Raw genomic sequence first — 17,678 nt, forward strand, 5'->3', positions numbered from 1 at the left:
TTTTTTGGTTAGGATATTCTGTGGATACAATCTTTGCTGTTTCGAGTGGGTTGTTGCCTTCAGGGGTTGCAGTTATTCGGCTTTCTGGTCCTCATGTTGTAAATGTTGTTAAAACGCTTTGTGGTTGTTTACCTAAAGCGCGGTTTATGCATTATGGAAACCTTACTGCTCGTGATGGGAGTTTTTTAGATTCTGCTTTAACTGTTTTTTTTCCTGCTCCCCATAGTTTTACGGGAGAAGATTGTGCAGAATTTCATTTACATGGTGGAAAAGCAGTTGTTAATCGTTTTCTTGATGAATTATCCACATTTTCTGGATGTCGTATTGCAGAGGCAGGAGAATTTTCTCGTCGTGCATTCAGAGAAGGAAAATTAGATCTTGTACAAGCAGAAGGGCTTGCTGACTTAATAGCGGCCGAAACCGAGAGTCAGCGGCGTTTAGCTGTTATGGGGGCAAGTGGGCATTTAACAACACTTTATCGCGATTGGCGTTATAAACTTATGAAAGCACGGGCTTTTATTGAAGCAGAACTTGATTTTGCTGATGAGGCTGATATTCCAAATTCAATATCTGATAGAGTTTGGAAAGATGTAAAAGATCTTTGTGTTTCTATTCGAAAACATATTGATGAAGGAGAGCGTGCAAGTATCTTACATGATGGATTAAAAGTTGTTATTGTAGGTGCTCCAAACTCTGGAAAATCAAGTATTATGAATCGTTTGGCTGGTAAGGCTGTTTCTATTGTCACAGAAGAGGCTGGTACAACTCGTGATGCTTTAGAAGTAAGACTTACTCTTGGTGGTTTACCTGTATTTTTTACAGATACAGCTGGTTTAAGAGAGACAAAAGATAAAATAGAGAAGTTTGGAATAGAAGTTGCAAAACAGCGCGTTAGAGAAGCTGATCTTGTTATTCTCGTTTATGATATGGGAAATCCTAAGAAAGTTTATTTACCAGAAACATCGGCTGAAATATGGCATGTTGGTAATAAACTTGATCTTTATAAAGAGGATAAAGACAATTGGTTTATAAGGTTTTCCGCATTAACGGGCTTAAATTTTGAGTATTTTATTAAAGAGCTTGAGTCATTTTGTTTACGTCGTACTACTGAAATTGGAAATCTTGTTCCAGCACGTAAAAGACAACTTCAATTATTAAAAGAGGCTGTTGAAGAAATAGAGGCTTCAGTTAATTATCAATCTCTTGATTTAAGTTTACGTGCAGAACATCTACGTCGTGCTAGTGATTTTCTCGGGAAAATTACTGGAGATATAGATGTTGAGGATTTACTTGATATTATTTTTTCAGAATTTTGTGTTGGTAAGTAATGATTCACGTGAAACATTGATATATTTTATAGACAGATTCAAAAGATCATGTATTTTATATATTCTGTTTCACGTGAAACTTTACGATATATTTTCTATGGGATGAATCCTGATGCAATTATATGATGTTGTTGTTGTTGGTGGTGGTCATGCTGGCTGTGAAGCTGCTTCTGCTTCTGCACGAGTTGGAGCACGGACAGCGCTTGTTACACACAAAATATCAGCATTGGGAACAATGTCATGTAATCCTGCTATTGGTGGGCTTGGAAAAGGACATCTTGTTCGTGAAATAGATGCATTAGATGGTATCATGGGACGAGCAGCAGATGCTGCTGGAATTCAATTTAGACTTCTTAATAGACGTAAAGGACCAGCTGTAAGAGGACCACGTACACAAGCTGATCGACAACTATATAAAGAAGCAATTCAAAAATTTTTGAAGGAACAGGAAAATCTTTTTCTCATTGAAGATGAGGCTGTTGATCTGATTATTAAAGACCATTGCATTTCAGGGGTTGTTTTAAAAAATAAAGGCTCCCTTTTTTCTGATGCTGTTGTTTTAACAACAGGAACATTTTTAAATGGTTTTATTCATATTGGTGGTAAAATTTGGTCTGCTGGGCGTATGGGGGATCAGTCAAGTGTACGGCTTGCTGAACGTTTGAAAAGTTATTATATTAATCTTGGGAGATTGAAGACAGGAACGCCTGCCCGTCTTAGTAAAAAAACAATTCATTGGGATATTCTTCAAAAACAACAAGCTGATGAAGATCCTGTTCCTTTTTCTCTTTTAACGGAAAAAATTGAACAGCCACAAATTGAATGCGCTATAACCCGTACAAATACCAAAACACATCAAATTATTCATGAAAATATTCATAGATCTGCTTTATATTCTGGTAATATTGAAGGATTAGGTCCGCGTTATTGTCCTTCTATTGAAGATAAGATTGTTAAATTTGGAGAACGTGATGGACATCAAATTTTTCTGGAGCCAGAAGGATTAAATGATGATACTATTTATCCAAATGGTCTTTCTACCTCTCTTCCTGAAGATGCTCAAATTTCTTTATTAAGAACGATTGAAGGCTTAGAAGATGTTGAAATATTACAGCCTGGTTATGCGATTGAATATGATTTTGTTAATCCACAACAATTGACTAAAACTCTGGAATTACGCTCTTTACCAGGGTTGTTTTTAGCGGGACAAATTAATGGTACAACAGGATATGAGGAAGCAGCAGCACAGGGTCTTTTAGCTGGATTAAATGCCGCACGTAAAGTTGGCAAATTAGACGAAATTATAATCAGTCGTTCCATAGCTTATATTGGTGTTATGGTTGATGATTTAGTCTCACGTGGAGTTTGTGAACCTTATCGGATGTTTACATCAAGGGCTGAATTTCGCTTGTCTTTACGATCTGATAATGCTGATGCACGTCTAACACCATTAGCGCAAGAATGGGGAATTGTAAGTAAAACACGTTGGGATTGTTATAAACAAAAAGAACAACGTCTTGATCAAGCGCGATTAATGTGTCAAAAACTTTTTTTAACGCCTAATGAAGCTTCTGCCCATGGATTACAGGTAAATTATGATGGAATTCGGCGTTCGGCTTATGATTTTCTTGCTTATCCTCATATGACACTAGAACGCCTTTCCCATATTTGGCCACAACTGCAATCAATTGATTCTAAAACTGTTGAATCATTAGAAATTGAAGCACAATATGCAGTTTATTTAGATAAACAAGCTCAAGATATTGCCTCTCTTCAGAGAGATGAACGTTTAGAAATTCCCTCTTCTCTTGATATTCAATCAATTTCAGGTCTTTCTAATGAATTAAAATCAAAAATTCAGAAAATATCTCCGCGTTCAATTGCTGATGCTCAAAAAATTGATGGTATGACACCCGCTGCATTATCACTTATTATTACGTATATTCAAAGACAACGCCGTGAAAAGGCTAAAACAGCTTAATGGATATTTCTACAGAACAAAAATATAAAGAACTTTTAAATATTGTTCCTTCTGTTTCACGTGAAACGATGGATGATTTGTTGCAGTTTGAAAATTTAATAATACAATGGAATAAGCATATTAATTTAATATCTGACGCAACAATACCAATTTTATGGAAGCGTCATATTTTAGATTCAGCACAGATATACCCCTTGCATAATAATCTTCTCCATTGGTGTGATCTTGGATCTGGTGGAGGTTTTCCCGCAATTGTTATTGCCATTTTTTTAAAAGAAAAAAAAACAGGGCATATTGATCTTATCGAAAGTAATGGAAAAAAAGTCGCTTTTTTAAGAACGGTTATTGCTCAACTTAACCTTCCAGCTAGAGTTTATCATTCTAGAATTGAGGATGTTTATCAAAAAATAGAAAAACCAGAAGTGATAACCGCGCGCGGATTAGCCTCTCTTGATGCTCTCTTACAGCTTATTTTCCCACTATTGGAAGAAAAAACAATAGCTCTTTTGCAAAAAGGTCGGGATTACGTCAAAGAAATAAAAAATACTTCTGCCAATTGGCATTTTGATCTGTTAAAACATAAAAGCAAAATTGATGAAAATTCTGTTATTTTAGAAATTTCTCACGTTCGGTCATATAGAGGGTAGAGCAAAATGAGCGAAACACGGATTATCGCTATTGCAAACCAAAAAGGTGGAGTAGGAAAAACAACCACAGCTATTAATCTTGCAACAGCTTTAGCAGCTATTGGAGAGGTTGTTCTTATTATGGATGTGGATCCTCAAGGTAATGCTAGTACAGGATTAGGAATTGATCGCAATAGCCGTCCCTTATCCTCTTACGATGTATTAGTTTCAGGTATTTCAGTTACAAAAGCTGCTTTAAAGACAGCAGTGCCAAATCTCCATATTGTCCCTTCTACACTTGATCTCTTAGGTGTAGAGATGGAAATATCTTCATCAAAAGATCGTATTCAACGGTTACGTAAGGCTCTTTGTGATGATCCAAAGATGGAAAAAAAATTCAGTTATATTTTAATTGATTGTCCTCCTTCATTGAATCTTTTAACACTGAATGCTATGGGAGCTGCGGATTCTGTTTTGGTACCAATGCAATGCGAATTTTTAGCACTTGAAGGTTTAAGCCAATTGCTTGAAACAGTAAAACAAGTACGATCTGTATTGAATCCATCTCTTGAAATTCAAGGTATTGTTCTCACCATGTATGATGGACGTAATAATCTTTCAAATCAAGTAGTTGAAGATGTACGCTCTTTTATGGGCGATAAAGTGTATCGTACTGTTATTCCACGAAATGTAAGGGTATCAGAAGCCCCTTCTTTTGGTAAACCAGTGTTACTGTATGATCTTAAATGTGCAGGTAGTCAGGCTTATTTGCGCTTAGCGTCAGAGATGATCCAACGTGAAAAACAAGCGCGAGCTGCTGCATAGAATAAAAAATAATTTTTGTAAGGTGAATTATAAAGAGCTAAATTATGAATGATGATCAATCAAAAAAAAGACTGGGGCGTGGGTTAGCAGCATTGATTGGAGATATCAATTTAAGTAATAATTTTACACGTTCATCGGATATTGAAAATTTAGCAGAACCTAATAGAACGTCTAATCTTTCTGAAAGATTTATTCCAATTGAATCTATTACCTGTAACCCACATAATCCACGGCGCCATTTTACTGAATCAGAACTTGATAATTTAGTGCAATCAATTCGTCAGCATGGTGTTGTTCAGCCTGTTATTGTAAGACCTTCACGTCATCATCCTCATCGGTTTGAATTGATTGCTGGTGAAAGACGTTGGCGTGCTGCACAACGCGCTAATTTGAGCCAGTTGCCAGTTATTGTTCGTGATGTAGATGATAAAACGGCTTTGGAATTAGCAATAATTGAAAATGTTCAACGTGCTGACCTTAATCCTATCGAAGAAGCAATGGGATATGAAATGTTGTTGAATGAATACGGTTATACGCAAGTAGATTTAGCACAAGTCATTGGAAAAAGTCGTAGTCATGTTGCAAATACGCTTCGTTTGTTAAAATTACCACCAAAGGTACAAGAATTTTTAACCGATGGAAAGCTTTCTGCTGGTCACGCACGTTGTCTCATAACTGTTGATAATCCACAGGATTTAGCAGAAAAAATTATTCGTGAAGGTCTTTCTGTACGTCAAACAGAAATACTTGCCTATGAACAGGCAAATCCTAAGGTCAAAAAAAGAACAACTGTAGAAAAAGATACAGAAACAAAATCGTTAGAAAAATTGCTTGCAGATGTAATAGGAATGAAAGTTGTTATTCGACATGGTAAAAAAGGTGGCGATTTAAAAATACATTATTCTTCATTAGAACAATTGGATGAAATTTGCCGACGTTTACAAAATTAATCAATTTTTCAAAAAAGAATTTTATTAACAACTGCTTTTTAAAATTTTGATTATTCTATACATATGCTCTTTAGCAAATTCTATATTGCTTGAAGGGATAACATTTTTTTCATAAATAGGATGTTCTTTATTTGTAAGCGCAATCAATGTCGTTTGAAGTGCTAGATTAGCAATAACAAATTCTTTTGGTGTGAGATTATTTTCTCTTAAAATTTTTACAAGCTTTGGATTCTTAGAAATATCGGCAGTGTAGTTCTCAATAGTATCATTACTGTCATGATCAGTGGTGGAATCACTTTTTGTATTTGTTTTTTCTAAGTCTAGAGATGAATTTTTACATTCGTTGTTGATTTTTTCCAGCTTTAAAAGAAGATCTTCTGTTAAGGGATAATTTATAATGAGCGGTGATATAAGATAAGAGTTATCTGTTTCTTGTTTTTTTTCTTGAGCATATGATATAAAAGAGAAAAAGTAGAAAAGGCACAATGCAAGTTTAAACATAAAAATTATCCTTTCTTTTTCGGATTTAAATTAAATATTTTTTCCCCTGCTGTTTTCTATTTTTAACAAAATCAGTTTTAAATATTAATCAGAATATAAGGTAATTATTCGGAATGGTGAAAATATGATGATTGTTTGATAGAGTCATGCTTTTAATAAAAAATAAAATGCCATTGAATTGCTAATTTACGAAATTGCTTTTAAAAGATATATTTCAACGCTCCTAAGTTCATTTTTAGACGGTTCTATAAAGTGGTATAACGATAAAGCTCAACAATATAAATTACAGAGCTCTTCTATTTTTACGCTTATGAAGAAGTAAGCCGTACAACCACAAACTTTACCAGCTCTCAATATGTTATAAAGTCCTTAGTATTGAAGATGATTCATAAAAGGTATTTTTATTGTAAAGTTTCACACTCCACATGGCTCTCTCCGCTTGTAATGTGTAAGCAGGCGTTTTTTATTGTTTCAACATATAAAATAATAAACTAGCATTATAAATTAATATTTTGACTTGCTATAGCAATGGGATGATTGTTCCCAACATCTCATAATTGATTGTTTTTTCAAAATGAACTCCTTATGAGCTCTTCGCAGTTTTCTGAAAGAGATGTTATTTTGAAAAAATGTTTTTTAACAAATTCAAGATTGTTTAGAAAAGTAATATCTTTCTCATTAGAATATTCCTCTTCTGGTACAAATACAAGAAACGCTGATATTTCTCTAAGTGTTAAGGTGCCAGCAGCAAAATCTTTTAGTGTAATATTATTTTCTTTTAAAATCTTCATGAGTTTTGGGTTACTAGAAATATAAGCAGCGTAGTTTTCAACACTAGAATGAACACTAGAGTCATAAGTGACAAGATCATTTTTTGTTTTTGGAAGTAAGTTTTTACATTCGTTTTCAATTTTTTCTAACTTTAAAAGAAAATCTTCTGTTAAAGGATAATTGCTGGTGATGTATGATGTAAGAGAATGATTATCGGTTTCTTGTTTTTTTTCTTGAGCGTATGATACAAAAGGGAAAAGGAAGAAAAAGCACAATGCAAATTTAAACATGATTAAAAATTATCCTTTCTTTTTCTAATTTCAGCGAAAACTTCTTCATTTGTGGCATCATTCATCAAAAGTTTTTTTCTGATTGCGTGATTATCCCAGCGAAGAAAGGGATTTGTTGTTTTTTCTTGTCCTAAAGTGACGGGTAGGGTCATGGCATTTTTTGCACGCAACAAAAAAACATCTTCTACCCTTTGATGAAGTTTTTTATTGTGTGGATCAATTGTTAATGCAAAAAGAGCATTCTGTTTGGTATATTCATGTCCACAATAAAGAAGTGTTTCATCAGGGAGCTGGCGAAGCTTTTTTAAAGAACCCAGCATGTGTGCAGGTGTTCCTTCAAAAAGGCGTCCACAGCCAAGTGAAAAAAGTGTATCTCCAGCAAAAAGTAATTTTTTTTCAGGAATATAGTAAGATAAAGCGCCTAGTGTATGACCAGGCGTTGAAAGAGCTAAGATTTTGTAGGAGCCAAAGAAAAAACTTTCATCAGGTTGAAGTGTTTTATCGAGATCATTTATTTTTTCTTTTTCCGCTTCTGGTCCTATCACTATAGCTTTATAAGTTTTTTTTAATTCTGCTACTGCTTTCACATGATCATGATGATGATGCGTTATAAAAATAGTTTGAAGTGTCCAGTTATGGCGTTTTAAGGTATCATGAATTGCTTTACTTTCAGGTGCATCAATGGCAGCTGTGTAGCCGCTTTTTTCATCATGAATGAGTACCCCAAAATTATCTTTTCGACAGATGAACTGTTCAATCAACATATATTTCCTCCATGAACAGTGTTCCGTAATAAACCTATGAAACAATCTATAATTTACAATTATAGATGTGTTTTCTTTAAGGATTAGAATTATCTTTTTCTGGAAAAAGTCCCTGTGAGTGTTTTATAATAAGTGGCATTTGGGTAAGCATGAAAAGAACTGTTATGGGCATAACACCAAATACTTTAAAATTTGCCCAGAATGTATCACTAAAGTTGCGCCAGATTATTTCATTCAAAAGAGCAAGAAAAATGAAAAAAAACGCCCATCGATAGGTAAGTTTGTGCCACCCTAAATCATCAAGTTTTAAAGTAGAATCGAGAGCATAACGCAAAAGCGGTTTTTTTAAAAATATGCCAGTAAAAAGAATGATAGCAAATAAGGCATTAATAATTGTTGGTTTCATTTTGATGAAGGTATCATTGTGAAGCCAAAGAGTTAAAAATCCAAATATTAGAACAAAGAAACCTGAGATAAGAGGCATTATAGGAATTTTTCGTGCAAGTATCCATGATAAGCTTAACGCAATGATGATTGCTATCATGAAAATAGCTGTGGCAGGAAAAATAGGTTTATTAAAGCTTTTAAAAAGGCTAATATTATTTATTAACCATTCTCCTTTGTAGTTAGCAAAAAAGAATGCAATCAGGGGCCCCATTTCTAATAGGAATTTAAGCGTTGGTGAAAGGGGTATCTTTTGATTGTTATCAATATTTTTAACATTGGGATTATTACGTGAATTGGTTTTAAATAAAGATTTTTTCATGTGTATTTTCCTGTGATACTCTCGGCAAAATCAGAAGCAGAAAAAGGTTGTAGATCCTCTATATTTTCTCCTACACCGATAAAGTAGACGGGTAATTTATACTTTGCTGCGATGGAAACAAGAATTCCTCCTCGTGCGGTACCGTCAAGTTTTGTCATTATTAAGCCGTTAACACCAGCAACATTATGAAAAATATCCACTTGGTTTAGTGCATTTTGCCCAGTTGTTGCATCAAGTGTTTGAAGAACTGTATGGGGTGCTTGGGGAGTATTTTTATTTAAAACACGAATAATTTTCGCCAATTCATCCATCAGTTCAGTTTTATTTTGTAGGCGTCCAGCTGTATCAATAATTAATACATCGCTGTTTGCTTTTTTTGCTTTTTCATAAGCATCAAATGCTAAACTTGCAGCATCGGCCCCTATTTTTGTTGAAACAACAGGAGAGCCTGTGCGTTCTCCCCAAATATGCAATTGTTCGATAGCTGCGGCTCGGAATGTATCACCGGCAGCTAACATAACTTTTAAACCTCCTGAGGTGAGTTTTCCTGCAAGTTTTCCAATAGTTGTTGTTTTTCCAGTGCCATTAACACCGACCAGTAAAATAACGTGAGGTTTATGACTAAGGTCAAGCTCTAGTGGAATGGCAACAGGTTCTAAAACTTTTTTTATTTCTTCTGCCATGATGCTTTGAATGTTATCTGGAGTTAAATTCTTTTCATAGCGGCTAGAAGCTAAAGTATCTATGACGTGTTTGGTTGTTTCTATACCGAGATCAGCTTGAATAAGAATATCTTCCAGATCTTGTAATATATCTTCATTAAGTTTTCCCTTAACAAAAAGATCCCCAATTGATTCGCTTAAACGTTGTGAGGAAAGAGATAATCCTTTTTTTAAGCGACCAAACCATTCTGTCTTTTTCTGTTCGCCAGAGGATACAGATGAAAACTCTTCATTTTTTTTTTCACGAATTGTATCGCTGACAATTATTTTTTCTGAATTCCATTTAGAGACTATATTTTGACTTTTTATTTGTTCTTCTTTTTCTTTATTTACAGGGTACTGTTCGTTTTTTACATTTTTATATTCTTTCTCTTCTGTTATATCCACTTCATGAAGCGTTAAAGCCAATTCTGTTTCTTGTTCTTTAGATTTATTAAAAGAGAATATTTTTTTAATAAAAGATTTTGTCATGAAAAATTTCCCGCTCAAGCTGCATTTAATTTTGGAAGGATAGCAATCAACTTATCATCATCATGGTCAACAATAAGAGCTTGAACAATTGTCCCAGCTTTTGCACCTTTGATTTGTACGAGAGTGTAATCTTCTGTTCTTCCTATCCCATCTTTTTCAACAAGAATTATCTGTTGGCTATTTTGTAGGTGGGCAAGGTGTTTTTGGTAAGCCACCTCCCCCGCTTTGCGCAACCTTTCTGCACGTTCTTTAATCACTCTACGATTGATTTGTGGCATACGTGCGGCAGGTGTCCCTTCTCTTGGACTAAAAGGAAAAACATGGAGATGTGTTAAATGACAATCATTAATCAAAGAAAGACTATTTTGAAACATCTCTTCTGTTTCAGTGGGAAAGCCAGCAATTAGATCAGCACCATAAACCATTTGGGGGCGTTTGGCTCGTAAATCTTGGCAAAATTGAATTGCATGTTCACGCAAATGTCGCCGTTTCATTCTTTTTAAAATCATATTATCACCTGCTTGTAAGGATAAATGCAAGTGTGGCATAATTCTATTTTCATAGGCTAAAATGTTGATGAGTTCTTCATCTGCTTCAATAGAATCGATGGATGAAAGGCGCAATCGAGGTAGATCAGGAACATGATGTAAAATGGTGGAAGTTAACTTTCCTAAATTTGCTTTTCCGGGAAGATCATGACCATAGCTTGTAAGATCTACTCCTGTTAGAACCACTTCCTGAATGCCATTATCTATAAGTTTTTTAATTTGTTCAATGACAGCACCCATGGGGACTGAGCGTGATGGTCCACGTCCATAGGGAATAATGCAAAATGTACAGCGATGGTCGCATCCATTTTGTACCTGTACAAAGGCACGCGTACGTTCTTCCATTGCATTTACCATATGTGGAGCAATTGTTTGCACTTCCATGACGTTATTAATACGCAACTTTTCAGAATGGTTTTCGCCAAAGTCTGGAAGTTGACGATAAGAGTGAGCATGAAGTTTCTCTTCATTGCCCAAAACAAGATCCACCTCTGTCATAGAAGCAAAATTTTGTCCTTCTGTTTGTGCTGCACACCCCGTTACAATAATACGAGCATGAGGATTTTCACGCCTTGCTTTGCGGATTGCTTGTTTTGCTTGTCTTACAGCTTCTGCAGTGACAGCACAAGTGTTAAAAATGATAGCACCATCTTTGAGTTGATCAAGCCCTGAAGAGGTACTTTCTTTGCGTATTATTTCCGATTCGTAGCTATTTAATCGGCAACCAAATGTTACAACTTTTACTGACATTAAAAGCAATCCTTTTTATAGCTGCCTGTTAATGGATTGAGAAAACCACTAAATTCATACTCGATTGGACCTGTCATAATAATATGATTGTCTTCTCTGTAAAAAATATTAAGTGTTCCCCCTGGTAAATTTACATCAATATGGCGTTTTGTGAGTCCGCGTCGATAGGCTGCCACTGCACTTGCACAAGCAGCACTTCCACATGCTTGTGTTAATCCGGAACCTCGTTCCCATGTGCGTAAACTTAGACTTTTTTTTGACATAACGTAAGCAATAGAAATATTGCATCGTTCTGGAAAAAGAGGATCATGTTCAAGTTTTGGTCCATATTTTTCTAATGGAAAATCTTGAATATTAGGTCCAACAAAAAAGATAGCGTGGAGATTACCAATGGATACAAGGCTAGCATCTTGTAAGGGGCCAGTAGCAATTTCTACATGATTGGTATCAACTATTTCACGTGAAACAGGCATATCTTTTGCATTGAAACTTGGGCATCCCATATCAACAGATATAAGACCGTTGGTTTGGCGGTTACCTTCAATTATTCCAGATGGCATTTCTAATCGAAAAAAATCACCAAGATTTTTATCTGTAAGCCATGCAATGACACAACGGGTACCATTACCACAAGCATTCGCCATTGAACCATCCGCATTCCATATTTCAATGTGAAAATCGGCTTCATTTTGGAAGGAGGGACGAATAACCATAATTTGATCAAAATGTGTTTGAGGATCTGCTGCTAATGTAAGGATTGCTTGCTGTGTCAGTACATGTGTACTTTCACGCATATCAGCAATGATAATTTTATTTCCAAGACCGTTCATTTTGCTGAATGGTGTTTTCATGAAGTTTCTCTATTTTTAATGATGACCCACAAAAGATATATTACTAGGAATCTTATCAATTTCTAGTGTTTTTTGAATATAAAACTGATGGCAAAAAATATTTATTTTTCAAAAGAGATAAATTTTACGCTGTTTTTTTTAATTTGTTAATTTATCTTTGTAAAATACCGTATAACGAATATTTCCTTATTTCTTTAAGTGAGCCGACTTGTTATTATGGGAGAGAGTATAAAAATGTCATTTTCAAAAATTTTGTTGCTTGTTGTATTGTTAGCTGTAACTTTGTTAGAAGGATGTTCAACATTACGCTTTGACAGTGATGATCGCGACAATGCAGTAGAAGCTTCTTATTCTCTTCACGAAATACCAACATTTGAAATAATATCTGATTCACCCTCTTCTCGTTCATTAAGATCTGAGACAGAAGATGTTTCTATGTATGAGAGAGGAAGTTCTCAAAGTGATGGGCAAATGGCTAGTCTTGAACTACCAGGCAATGCCATTGAGTTATTCCCTGCAAGTATTGCTGGAGTGTGGAAACTTTCTGTGAGTGGTAAAACTTGCCGAATTGCGACACCACAAACAAAATTTGGTCAAGGGTATCGTGCTGGTCCTTTAAATTGTCCAGGGATTATTTCTCAGGTAAATTCGTGGGGTATTAAGGGAAAAAGATTATATTTCTATAATAACTCAGGACGTGTTATCGTTGCTCTTTACTCTTCTGATATTGATCGTTTCGAGGGGCGCACACTTGATAACCATCTCGTTATTTTAAGCCGTTAGACCATTTTAGCATATTATAAAAAGGTGAAAAAGTATGTATATTTTTTTGTGAAAAAACATATGCTTTTCATTTAAAAAGGTTGTTTTGATGGCTTTGGTTTCGAAATGCTATGAAGAGTTGGTTTTAGAAAGAAAAATTAGTTTTGATCCAGCTCAACTGGCTTTAACAGAGCATTTTGACCGTTTATTAGAAGAAATTACGCAGAAAAATATTCCTCGTCCTTTGGCTTTTTGGAATCGTTTTTTTAAGCCCCCCCTCCCTGCTCGTTCTTCAAAACAAGCTGATGGGGGAAATTCCTTCAAAGGGCTGTATATTTATGGTGATGTAGGACGGGGAAAAACGATGATGATGGATTTGTTCTTTTCTTGTTTACCGCAGAAACGTAAAAAACGTGCTCATTTTAATGACTTTATGGCTGATGTGCATGAACGTATTAATATCTATCGTCAAGCATCTATAAACGCAAAATCTGGACAAATTAATCCTATTTTAGCTGTTGCTGAAGATCTTGCACGAGAAGCTCGGGTGCTGTGTTTTGATGAATTTAGTGTCACAGATATTGCTGATGCTATGGTCCTTGGCCGTCTGATTTCTGCTTTATTTGATAAAGGCGTTTTTTTTGTTGCAACTTCAAATGTTGCTCCTGATGACCTTTATTATAATGGTTTAAATAGAGAGCTGTTTTTGCCTTTTATTAAGGTATTAAAAGCACATGTTCATATTTTTAACCTTGATGCAAAAACAGATTATCGTCTTGAAAAATCTAATCTACAACATGTGTATATAACGCCTTTAGGATTTGGAGCAGATAAATATATGAATCAAGCGTGGGAATCGGTTCTGCAAGGACAGAAAGAAATATCTCATGAACTTTCGATAAAGGGGCGTCTTATTTATATTCCAAGGACTGGAGAGGGGGGGGCGCGCTTTGATTTTAAAGATTTATGCGCGAAACCGTTGGCTGCTGCAGAATATTTGGCTTTAGGGGAACTTTATCATACAATTTTTATCGATAATGTACCAGTGATGGATGATACATGTCGCAATGAAACAAAACGATTTATTTTACTTATTGATGTTCTTTATGAGCGTCACATAAGATTGTTTATATCAGCAGCAGCAAAGCTTGAGGATTTATATAAGGGGCGTGCGCAGACGCCTGAAACTTTTGAATTTCAGAGAACCCAATCGCGTCTTTTTGAGATGCAGAGTCAAGAGTATTTAGAAATTTGGACAGAGCGTTTTCTTTTGAAAGGGAAAAGTTGACTATGGCGTTACCTTTGCGTAAACTGAAAAAGTAATGACTTTTTGAATTTAAAAGAAGTGTAATAATTCTCTTGTATTTAAAAAAAATCACTTTATCGATATATTGTAGTAATTTTTGAAGAGTACCTTTCTGTGGAGAGTTATTACTTCTGTGGAATTAAGAAGTTTAATGAAATTTTTCTTGTTGGGATATCATTAAAAGTGTGACTAAAACGAAAGAAAATATTTAATATACCAGCGCTGATAAGTATACGTTGAGTTCTATAACATTAGGGAAAATAAAATGGCACGAAAAAAAATAGCTCTCATTGGTTCGGGTATGATCGGTGGGACTTTAGCACATATTATCGGAATGAAAGAACTCGGTGATGTTGTCTTATTTGATATTGCCGAGGGTATATCACAGGGTAAAGCTCTTGATATTGCTGAATCTTCACCCGTTGATGGTTTTGATATCAGTTTAAAGGGTGCTAATGCCTATGAGGCAATTGAGGGCGCTGATGTTGTTATTGTAACTGCAGGTGTCCCAAGAAAACCTGGCATGAGTCGCGATGATCTTTTGGACATTAACTTAAAGGTAATGGAACAAGTTGGTACGGGGATAAAAAAATACGCACCTTCGGCGTTTGTTATTTGCATTACCAACCCTCTTGATGCAATGGTATGGGCATTACAAAAGTTTTCAGGTCTCCCCACGCATAAAGTTGTCGGTATGGCTGGTGTTCTTGATTCTGCACGTTTTCGCCATTTCTTATCTAAAGAGTTTAAGGTCTCTGTTAAGGATGTGACAGCGTTTGTTTTAGGGGGGCATGGTGATTCAATGGTGCCTTTGGTACGTTATTCAACGGTTGGTGGTATTTCTTTGCCTGATCTTGTGAAAATGGGGTGGACAACACAAGAGAGAATTGATCAAATTATCCAGCGTACCCGCGATGGTGGAGCAGAAATTGTTGGTTTGTTAAAAACAGGATCTGCTTTTTACGCACCAGCAGCTTCTGCCGTTTCTATGGCTGAAGCTTATTTAAAAGACACTAAGCGTGTTGCTCCTGTTGCAGCCTATCTTTCGGGAGAGTATGGGGTTAATGATACCTATGTTGGTGTTCCTGTTGTACTTGGTGCGGGCGGTGTTGAGCGGGTTATTGAAATTGATCTTGATAAAGAAGAAAGAAGTGCTTTTGAGCGTTCAGTCAGTGCAGTGCAAAAACTCTGTGAAGCCTGCATTTCTATTGTGCCTGCTCTTAAATAAAACAAGCAAGATTCTGTTTATTAAAACAGAGTATTTTAAATATTATGATTTGAGGATTAATAAAATAAACCCTAAAAGAAAAGGACAAATGCATGAATATCCATGAATATCAGGCCAAACGTCTGCTTCATGAGTATGGAGCGCCCATTGCAAATGGTGTTGCTGTTTATTCTGTAGAGCAAGCTGAAAAATGGGCTGAAAAACTGCCTGGTCCACTTTATGTCGTAAAAAGTCAAATACACGCTGGTGGTCGTGGTAAAGGGAAGTTTAAAGAGCTTGGTCCTGATGCAAAGGGTGGGGTTCGACTTGCACAATCTGTTGAAGAAGTTGTTGCCAATGTAAAGGAAATGCTTGGTAGCACTTTGGTAACCAAACAAACTGGTCCAGAAGGTAAGCAAGTTAATCGACTTTACATTGAAGATGGTGCGGATATTGAGCGAGAGCTCTATCTTTCGCTTTTGGTTGATCGTAGTGTTGGCCGGGTTGCTTTCGTTGTTTCAACGGAAGGGGGAATGGATATTGAAACAGTTGCTGAAGAAACACCGGAGAAAATACTCACTCTCCCTATTGATGCAGAACAGGGTGTTACTTCTGCCGACTGTACAAGACTTTGTGATGCATTAGAGTTGCGTGATAGTGCAAGGGAAGATGGTCAGAAGCTTTTTCCAATTCTCTACAAGGCGTTTTGTGAAAAAGATATGAGTCTTCTTGAAATTAATCCACTTATTGTTATGACAAATGGCCATTTGCGTGTTCTTGATGCAAAGGTTTCTTTTGATAACAATGCTTTATTTCGCCATCCAGATATTTTGGAATTGCGTGATGTTTCGGAAGAAGACCCCAAAGAAATAGAAGCATCAAAGCATGATCTTGCTTATGTTGCTCTTGAAGGCACTATTGGTTGTATGGTTAATGGTGCAGGACTTGCCATGGCAACAATGGATATTATTAAGCTTTATGGAGCAGAGCCAGCGAATTTTCTTGATGTCGGTGGTGGAGCTTCAAAAGAAAAAGTGACGGCTGCTTTTAAAATTATTACGGCTGATCCAAATGTTAAAGGTATTTTGGTTAATATCTTTGGTGGTATTATGCGTTGCGATGTTATTGCTGAGGGCGTTGTTGCAGCTGTTCGGGAAGTTGGTTTAAAGGTTCCTTTGGTTGTTCGTCTTGAAGGTACAAATGTTGAACAGGGTAAAACCATTATCAGTGATAGTGGTTTGAATGTTATTCCAGCTGATGATTTGGATGATGCTGCTCACAAAATTGTTGAAGCCGTGAAGGGAGCTTAAGTTATGTCGATTCTTGTGAATAAAGATACAAAAGTTCTGGTTCAGGGGCTTACAGGAAAAACAGGAACATTTCATACAGAACAAGCTCTTGCTTATCATGGCACACAAATGGTTGGTGGTGTTAATCCTAAAAAGGGTGGTGAAACATGGCAGGGCTCAAAAGGTGAGGCTTTGCCTATTTTTTCCAGTGTGGCAGAAGGAAAAGAAAAAACAGGTGCTGATGCTTCTGTTATTTATGTTCCTCCCGCAGGGGCTGCGGCAGCAATTATAGAAGCTATTGATGCTGAAATTCGTTTGATTATTTGTATTACCGAAGGCATTCCTGTTATGGATATGGTGAAAGTAAAGGCAAAATTAGAGAAATCAAAATCACGTCTCATTGGTCCTAATTGCCCTGGTGTTCTTACGCCAAATGAATGTAAAATTGGTATTATGCCTGGGTCTATTTTTAGAAAGGGGTCCGTTGGGGTTGTCTCGCGGTCAGGAACTTTAACATATGAAGCTGTTTTCCAGACAAGCAATGAAGGTCTTGGACAAACAACAGCTATTGGTATTGGTGGTGATCCTGTTAAGGGTACTGAATTTATTGATGTCTTAGAAATGTTTTTAGCAGATGATGAGACGCAGTCTATTGTTATGATTGGTGAGATTGGTGGTTCTGCTGAAGAAGAAGCTGCACAGTTTCTCAAAGATGAAGCAAAAAAAGGTCGTAAAAAACCGGTGGTTGGTTTTATTGCTGGTCGTACGGCTCCTCCAGGGCGTACAATGGGGCATGCTGGTGCTGTTATCTCTGGTGGAAAAGGTGGGGCAGAGGATAAAATTGCTGCCATGGAATCCGCTGGGATTCGGGTTTCCCCTTCACCATCACAGATAGGGAAAACCTTGGTGTCGGTTTTAAAAGGATAAAAGAGAGCTTCATGTGAATGAGGGGATATCTTTGTTCACATGA

The 17,678-nt window shown here is 36.2% G+C and carries 17 protein-coding genes; 10 read left to right on the top strand and 7 right to left on the bottom strand.

Going from position 1 to position 17,678, the window contains the following annotated elements; genetic code table 11:
- Positions 1-20: 20 nt before the first annotated feature.
- From mnmE to ABID23_RS00695, 5 genes are all read left to right on the top strand, one after another.
- Positions 21-1,328, top strand: coding sequence for a tRNA uridine-5-carboxymethylaminomethyl(34) synthesis GTPase MnmE (mnmE, locus tag ABID23_RS00675; RefSeq protein WP_354188308.1), 1,308 nt, complete (start codon positions 21-23; stop codon positions 1,326-1,328).
- A gap of 112 nt (positions 1,329-1,440) precedes the next feature.
- On the top strand, positions 1,441-3,309 hold the full coding sequence (gene mnmG, locus ABID23_RS00680; protein ID WP_354188310.1) for a tRNA uridine-5-carboxymethylaminomethyl(34) synthesis enzyme MnmG: 1,869 nt from the start codon (positions 1,441-1,443) through the stop codon (positions 3,307-3,309).
- On the top strand, positions 3,309-3,956 hold the full coding sequence (gene rsmG / locus ABID23_RS00685; protein ID WP_354188312.1) for a 16S rRNA (guanine(527)-N(7))-methyltransferase RsmG: 648 nt from the start codon (positions 3,309-3,311) through the stop codon (positions 3,954-3,956). The genes mnmG and rsmG overlap by 1 nt, the downstream gene beginning before the upstream one ends.
- Before the next feature lie 6 nt (positions 3,957-3,962).
- Entirely contained in the window at positions 3,963-4,760 is a 798-nt protein-coding gene (locus tag ABID23_RS00690) for a ParA family protein (RefSeq protein WP_354188314.1), read from the top strand.
- A gap of 44 nt (positions 4,761-4,804) precedes the next feature.
- On the top strand, positions 4,805-5,710 hold the full coding sequence (locus ABID23_RS00695) for a ParB/RepB/Spo0J family partition protein (protein ID WP_354188316.1): 906 nt from the start codon (positions 4,805-4,807) through the stop codon (positions 5,708-5,710).
- Positions 5,711-5,734: 24 nt separating this feature from the next.
- Here the strand turns inward: ABID23_RS00695 and ABID23_RS00700 are convergent, their stop codons facing one another.
- The 7 genes from ABID23_RS00700 to dapF form a co-directional block, all read right to left on the bottom strand.
- Positions 5,735-6,211, bottom strand: coding sequence for a hypothetical protein (locus ABID23_RS00700; RefSeq protein WP_354188318.1), 477 nt, complete (start codon positions 6,209-6,211; stop codon positions 5,735-5,737).
- Positions 6,212-6,780: 569 nt separating this feature from the next.
- On the bottom strand, positions 6,781-7,272 hold the full coding sequence (locus ABID23_RS00705) for a hypothetical protein (RefSeq protein ID WP_354188320.1): 492 nt from the start codon (positions 7,270-7,272) through the stop codon (positions 6,781-6,783).
- A gap of 2 nt (positions 7,273-7,274) precedes the next feature.
- Positions 7,275-8,036 (bottom strand): hydroxyacylglutathione hydrolase, encoded by a 762-nt coding sequence (gloB, locus tag ABID23_RS00710; RefSeq protein WP_354188322.1) that lies wholly within the window; start codon positions 8,034-8,036, stop codon positions 7,275-7,277.
- A 76-nt stretch (positions 8,037-8,112) separates the two neighbouring features.
- The gene (locus ABID23_RS00715) at positions 8,113-8,802 is read right to left on the bottom strand and encodes a septation protein A (protein ID WP_354188324.1); all 690 of its coding nucleotides are present in this window, start codon (positions 8,800-8,802) and stop codon (positions 8,113-8,115) included.
- The gene (ftsY, locus tag ABID23_RS00720; protein WP_354188326.1) at positions 8,799-9,995 is read right to left on the bottom strand and encodes a signal recognition particle-docking protein FtsY; all 1,197 of its coding nucleotides are present in this window, start codon (positions 9,993-9,995) and stop codon (positions 8,799-8,801) included. The genes ABID23_RS00715 and ftsY overlap by 4 nt, the downstream gene beginning before the upstream one ends.
- 14 nt (positions 9,996-10,009) lie before the next feature.
- Entirely contained in the window at positions 10,010-11,293 is a 1,284-nt protein-coding gene (gene mtaB, locus ABID23_RS00725) for a tRNA (N(6)-L-threonylcarbamoyladenosine(37)-C(2))-methylthiotransferase MtaB (RefSeq protein WP_354188328.1), read from the bottom strand.
- Complete coding sequence (gene dapF, locus ABID23_RS00730) at positions 11,293-12,144, bottom strand: diaminopimelate epimerase (RefSeq protein ID WP_354188330.1); 852 nt, start codon at positions 12,142-12,144, stop codon at positions 11,293-11,295. Before dapF ends, mtaB begins: the two co-directional genes overlap by 1 nt.
- Positions 12,145-12,378: 234 nt before the next feature.
- Here dapF and ABID23_RS00735 point away from each other — a divergent pair, with 234 nt between their 5' ends.
- The 5 genes from ABID23_RS00735 to sucD all read left to right on the top strand — a co-directional run bounded on the left by ABID23_RS00735 (position 12,379) and on the right by sucD (position 17,635).
- Entirely contained in the window at positions 12,379-12,927 is a 549-nt protein-coding gene (locus ABID23_RS00735) for an AprI/Inh family metalloprotease inhibitor (protein ID WP_354188332.1), read from the top strand.
- Between the two features lie 88 nt (positions 12,928-13,015).
- Positions 13,016-14,194, top strand: a complete 1,179-nt coding sequence (gene zapE / locus ABID23_RS00740) for a cell division protein ZapE (RefSeq protein ID WP_354188333.1) — start codon at positions 13,016-13,018, stop codon at positions 14,192-14,194.
- Between the two features lie 283 nt (positions 14,195-14,477).
- On the top strand, positions 14,478-15,440 hold the full coding sequence (gene mdh, locus ABID23_RS00745; RefSeq protein WP_354188334.1) for a malate dehydrogenase: 963 nt from the start codon (positions 14,478-14,480) through the stop codon (positions 15,438-15,440).
- A gap of 92 nt (positions 15,441-15,532) precedes the next feature.
- Complete coding sequence (sucC, locus tag ABID23_RS00750; protein WP_354188335.1) at positions 15,533-16,729, top strand: ADP-forming succinate--CoA ligase subunit beta; 1,197 nt, start codon at positions 15,533-15,535, stop codon at positions 16,727-16,729.
- Between the two features lie 3 nt (positions 16,730-16,732).
- A complete protein-coding gene (gene sucD / locus ABID23_RS00755; RefSeq protein ID WP_354188337.1) occupies positions 16,733-17,635 on the top strand; it encodes a succinate--CoA ligase subunit alpha in 903 nt (300 codons plus the stop codon).
- The last annotated feature ends 43 nt before the right edge of the window (positions 17,636-17,678 follow it).

The sequence above is a fragment of the Bartonella silvatica genome, assembly GCF_040545155.1.
GTDB classification, from domain to species: Bacteria; Pseudomonadota; Alphaproteobacteria; order Rhizobiales; family Rhizobiaceae; genus Bartonella; species Bartonella silvatica.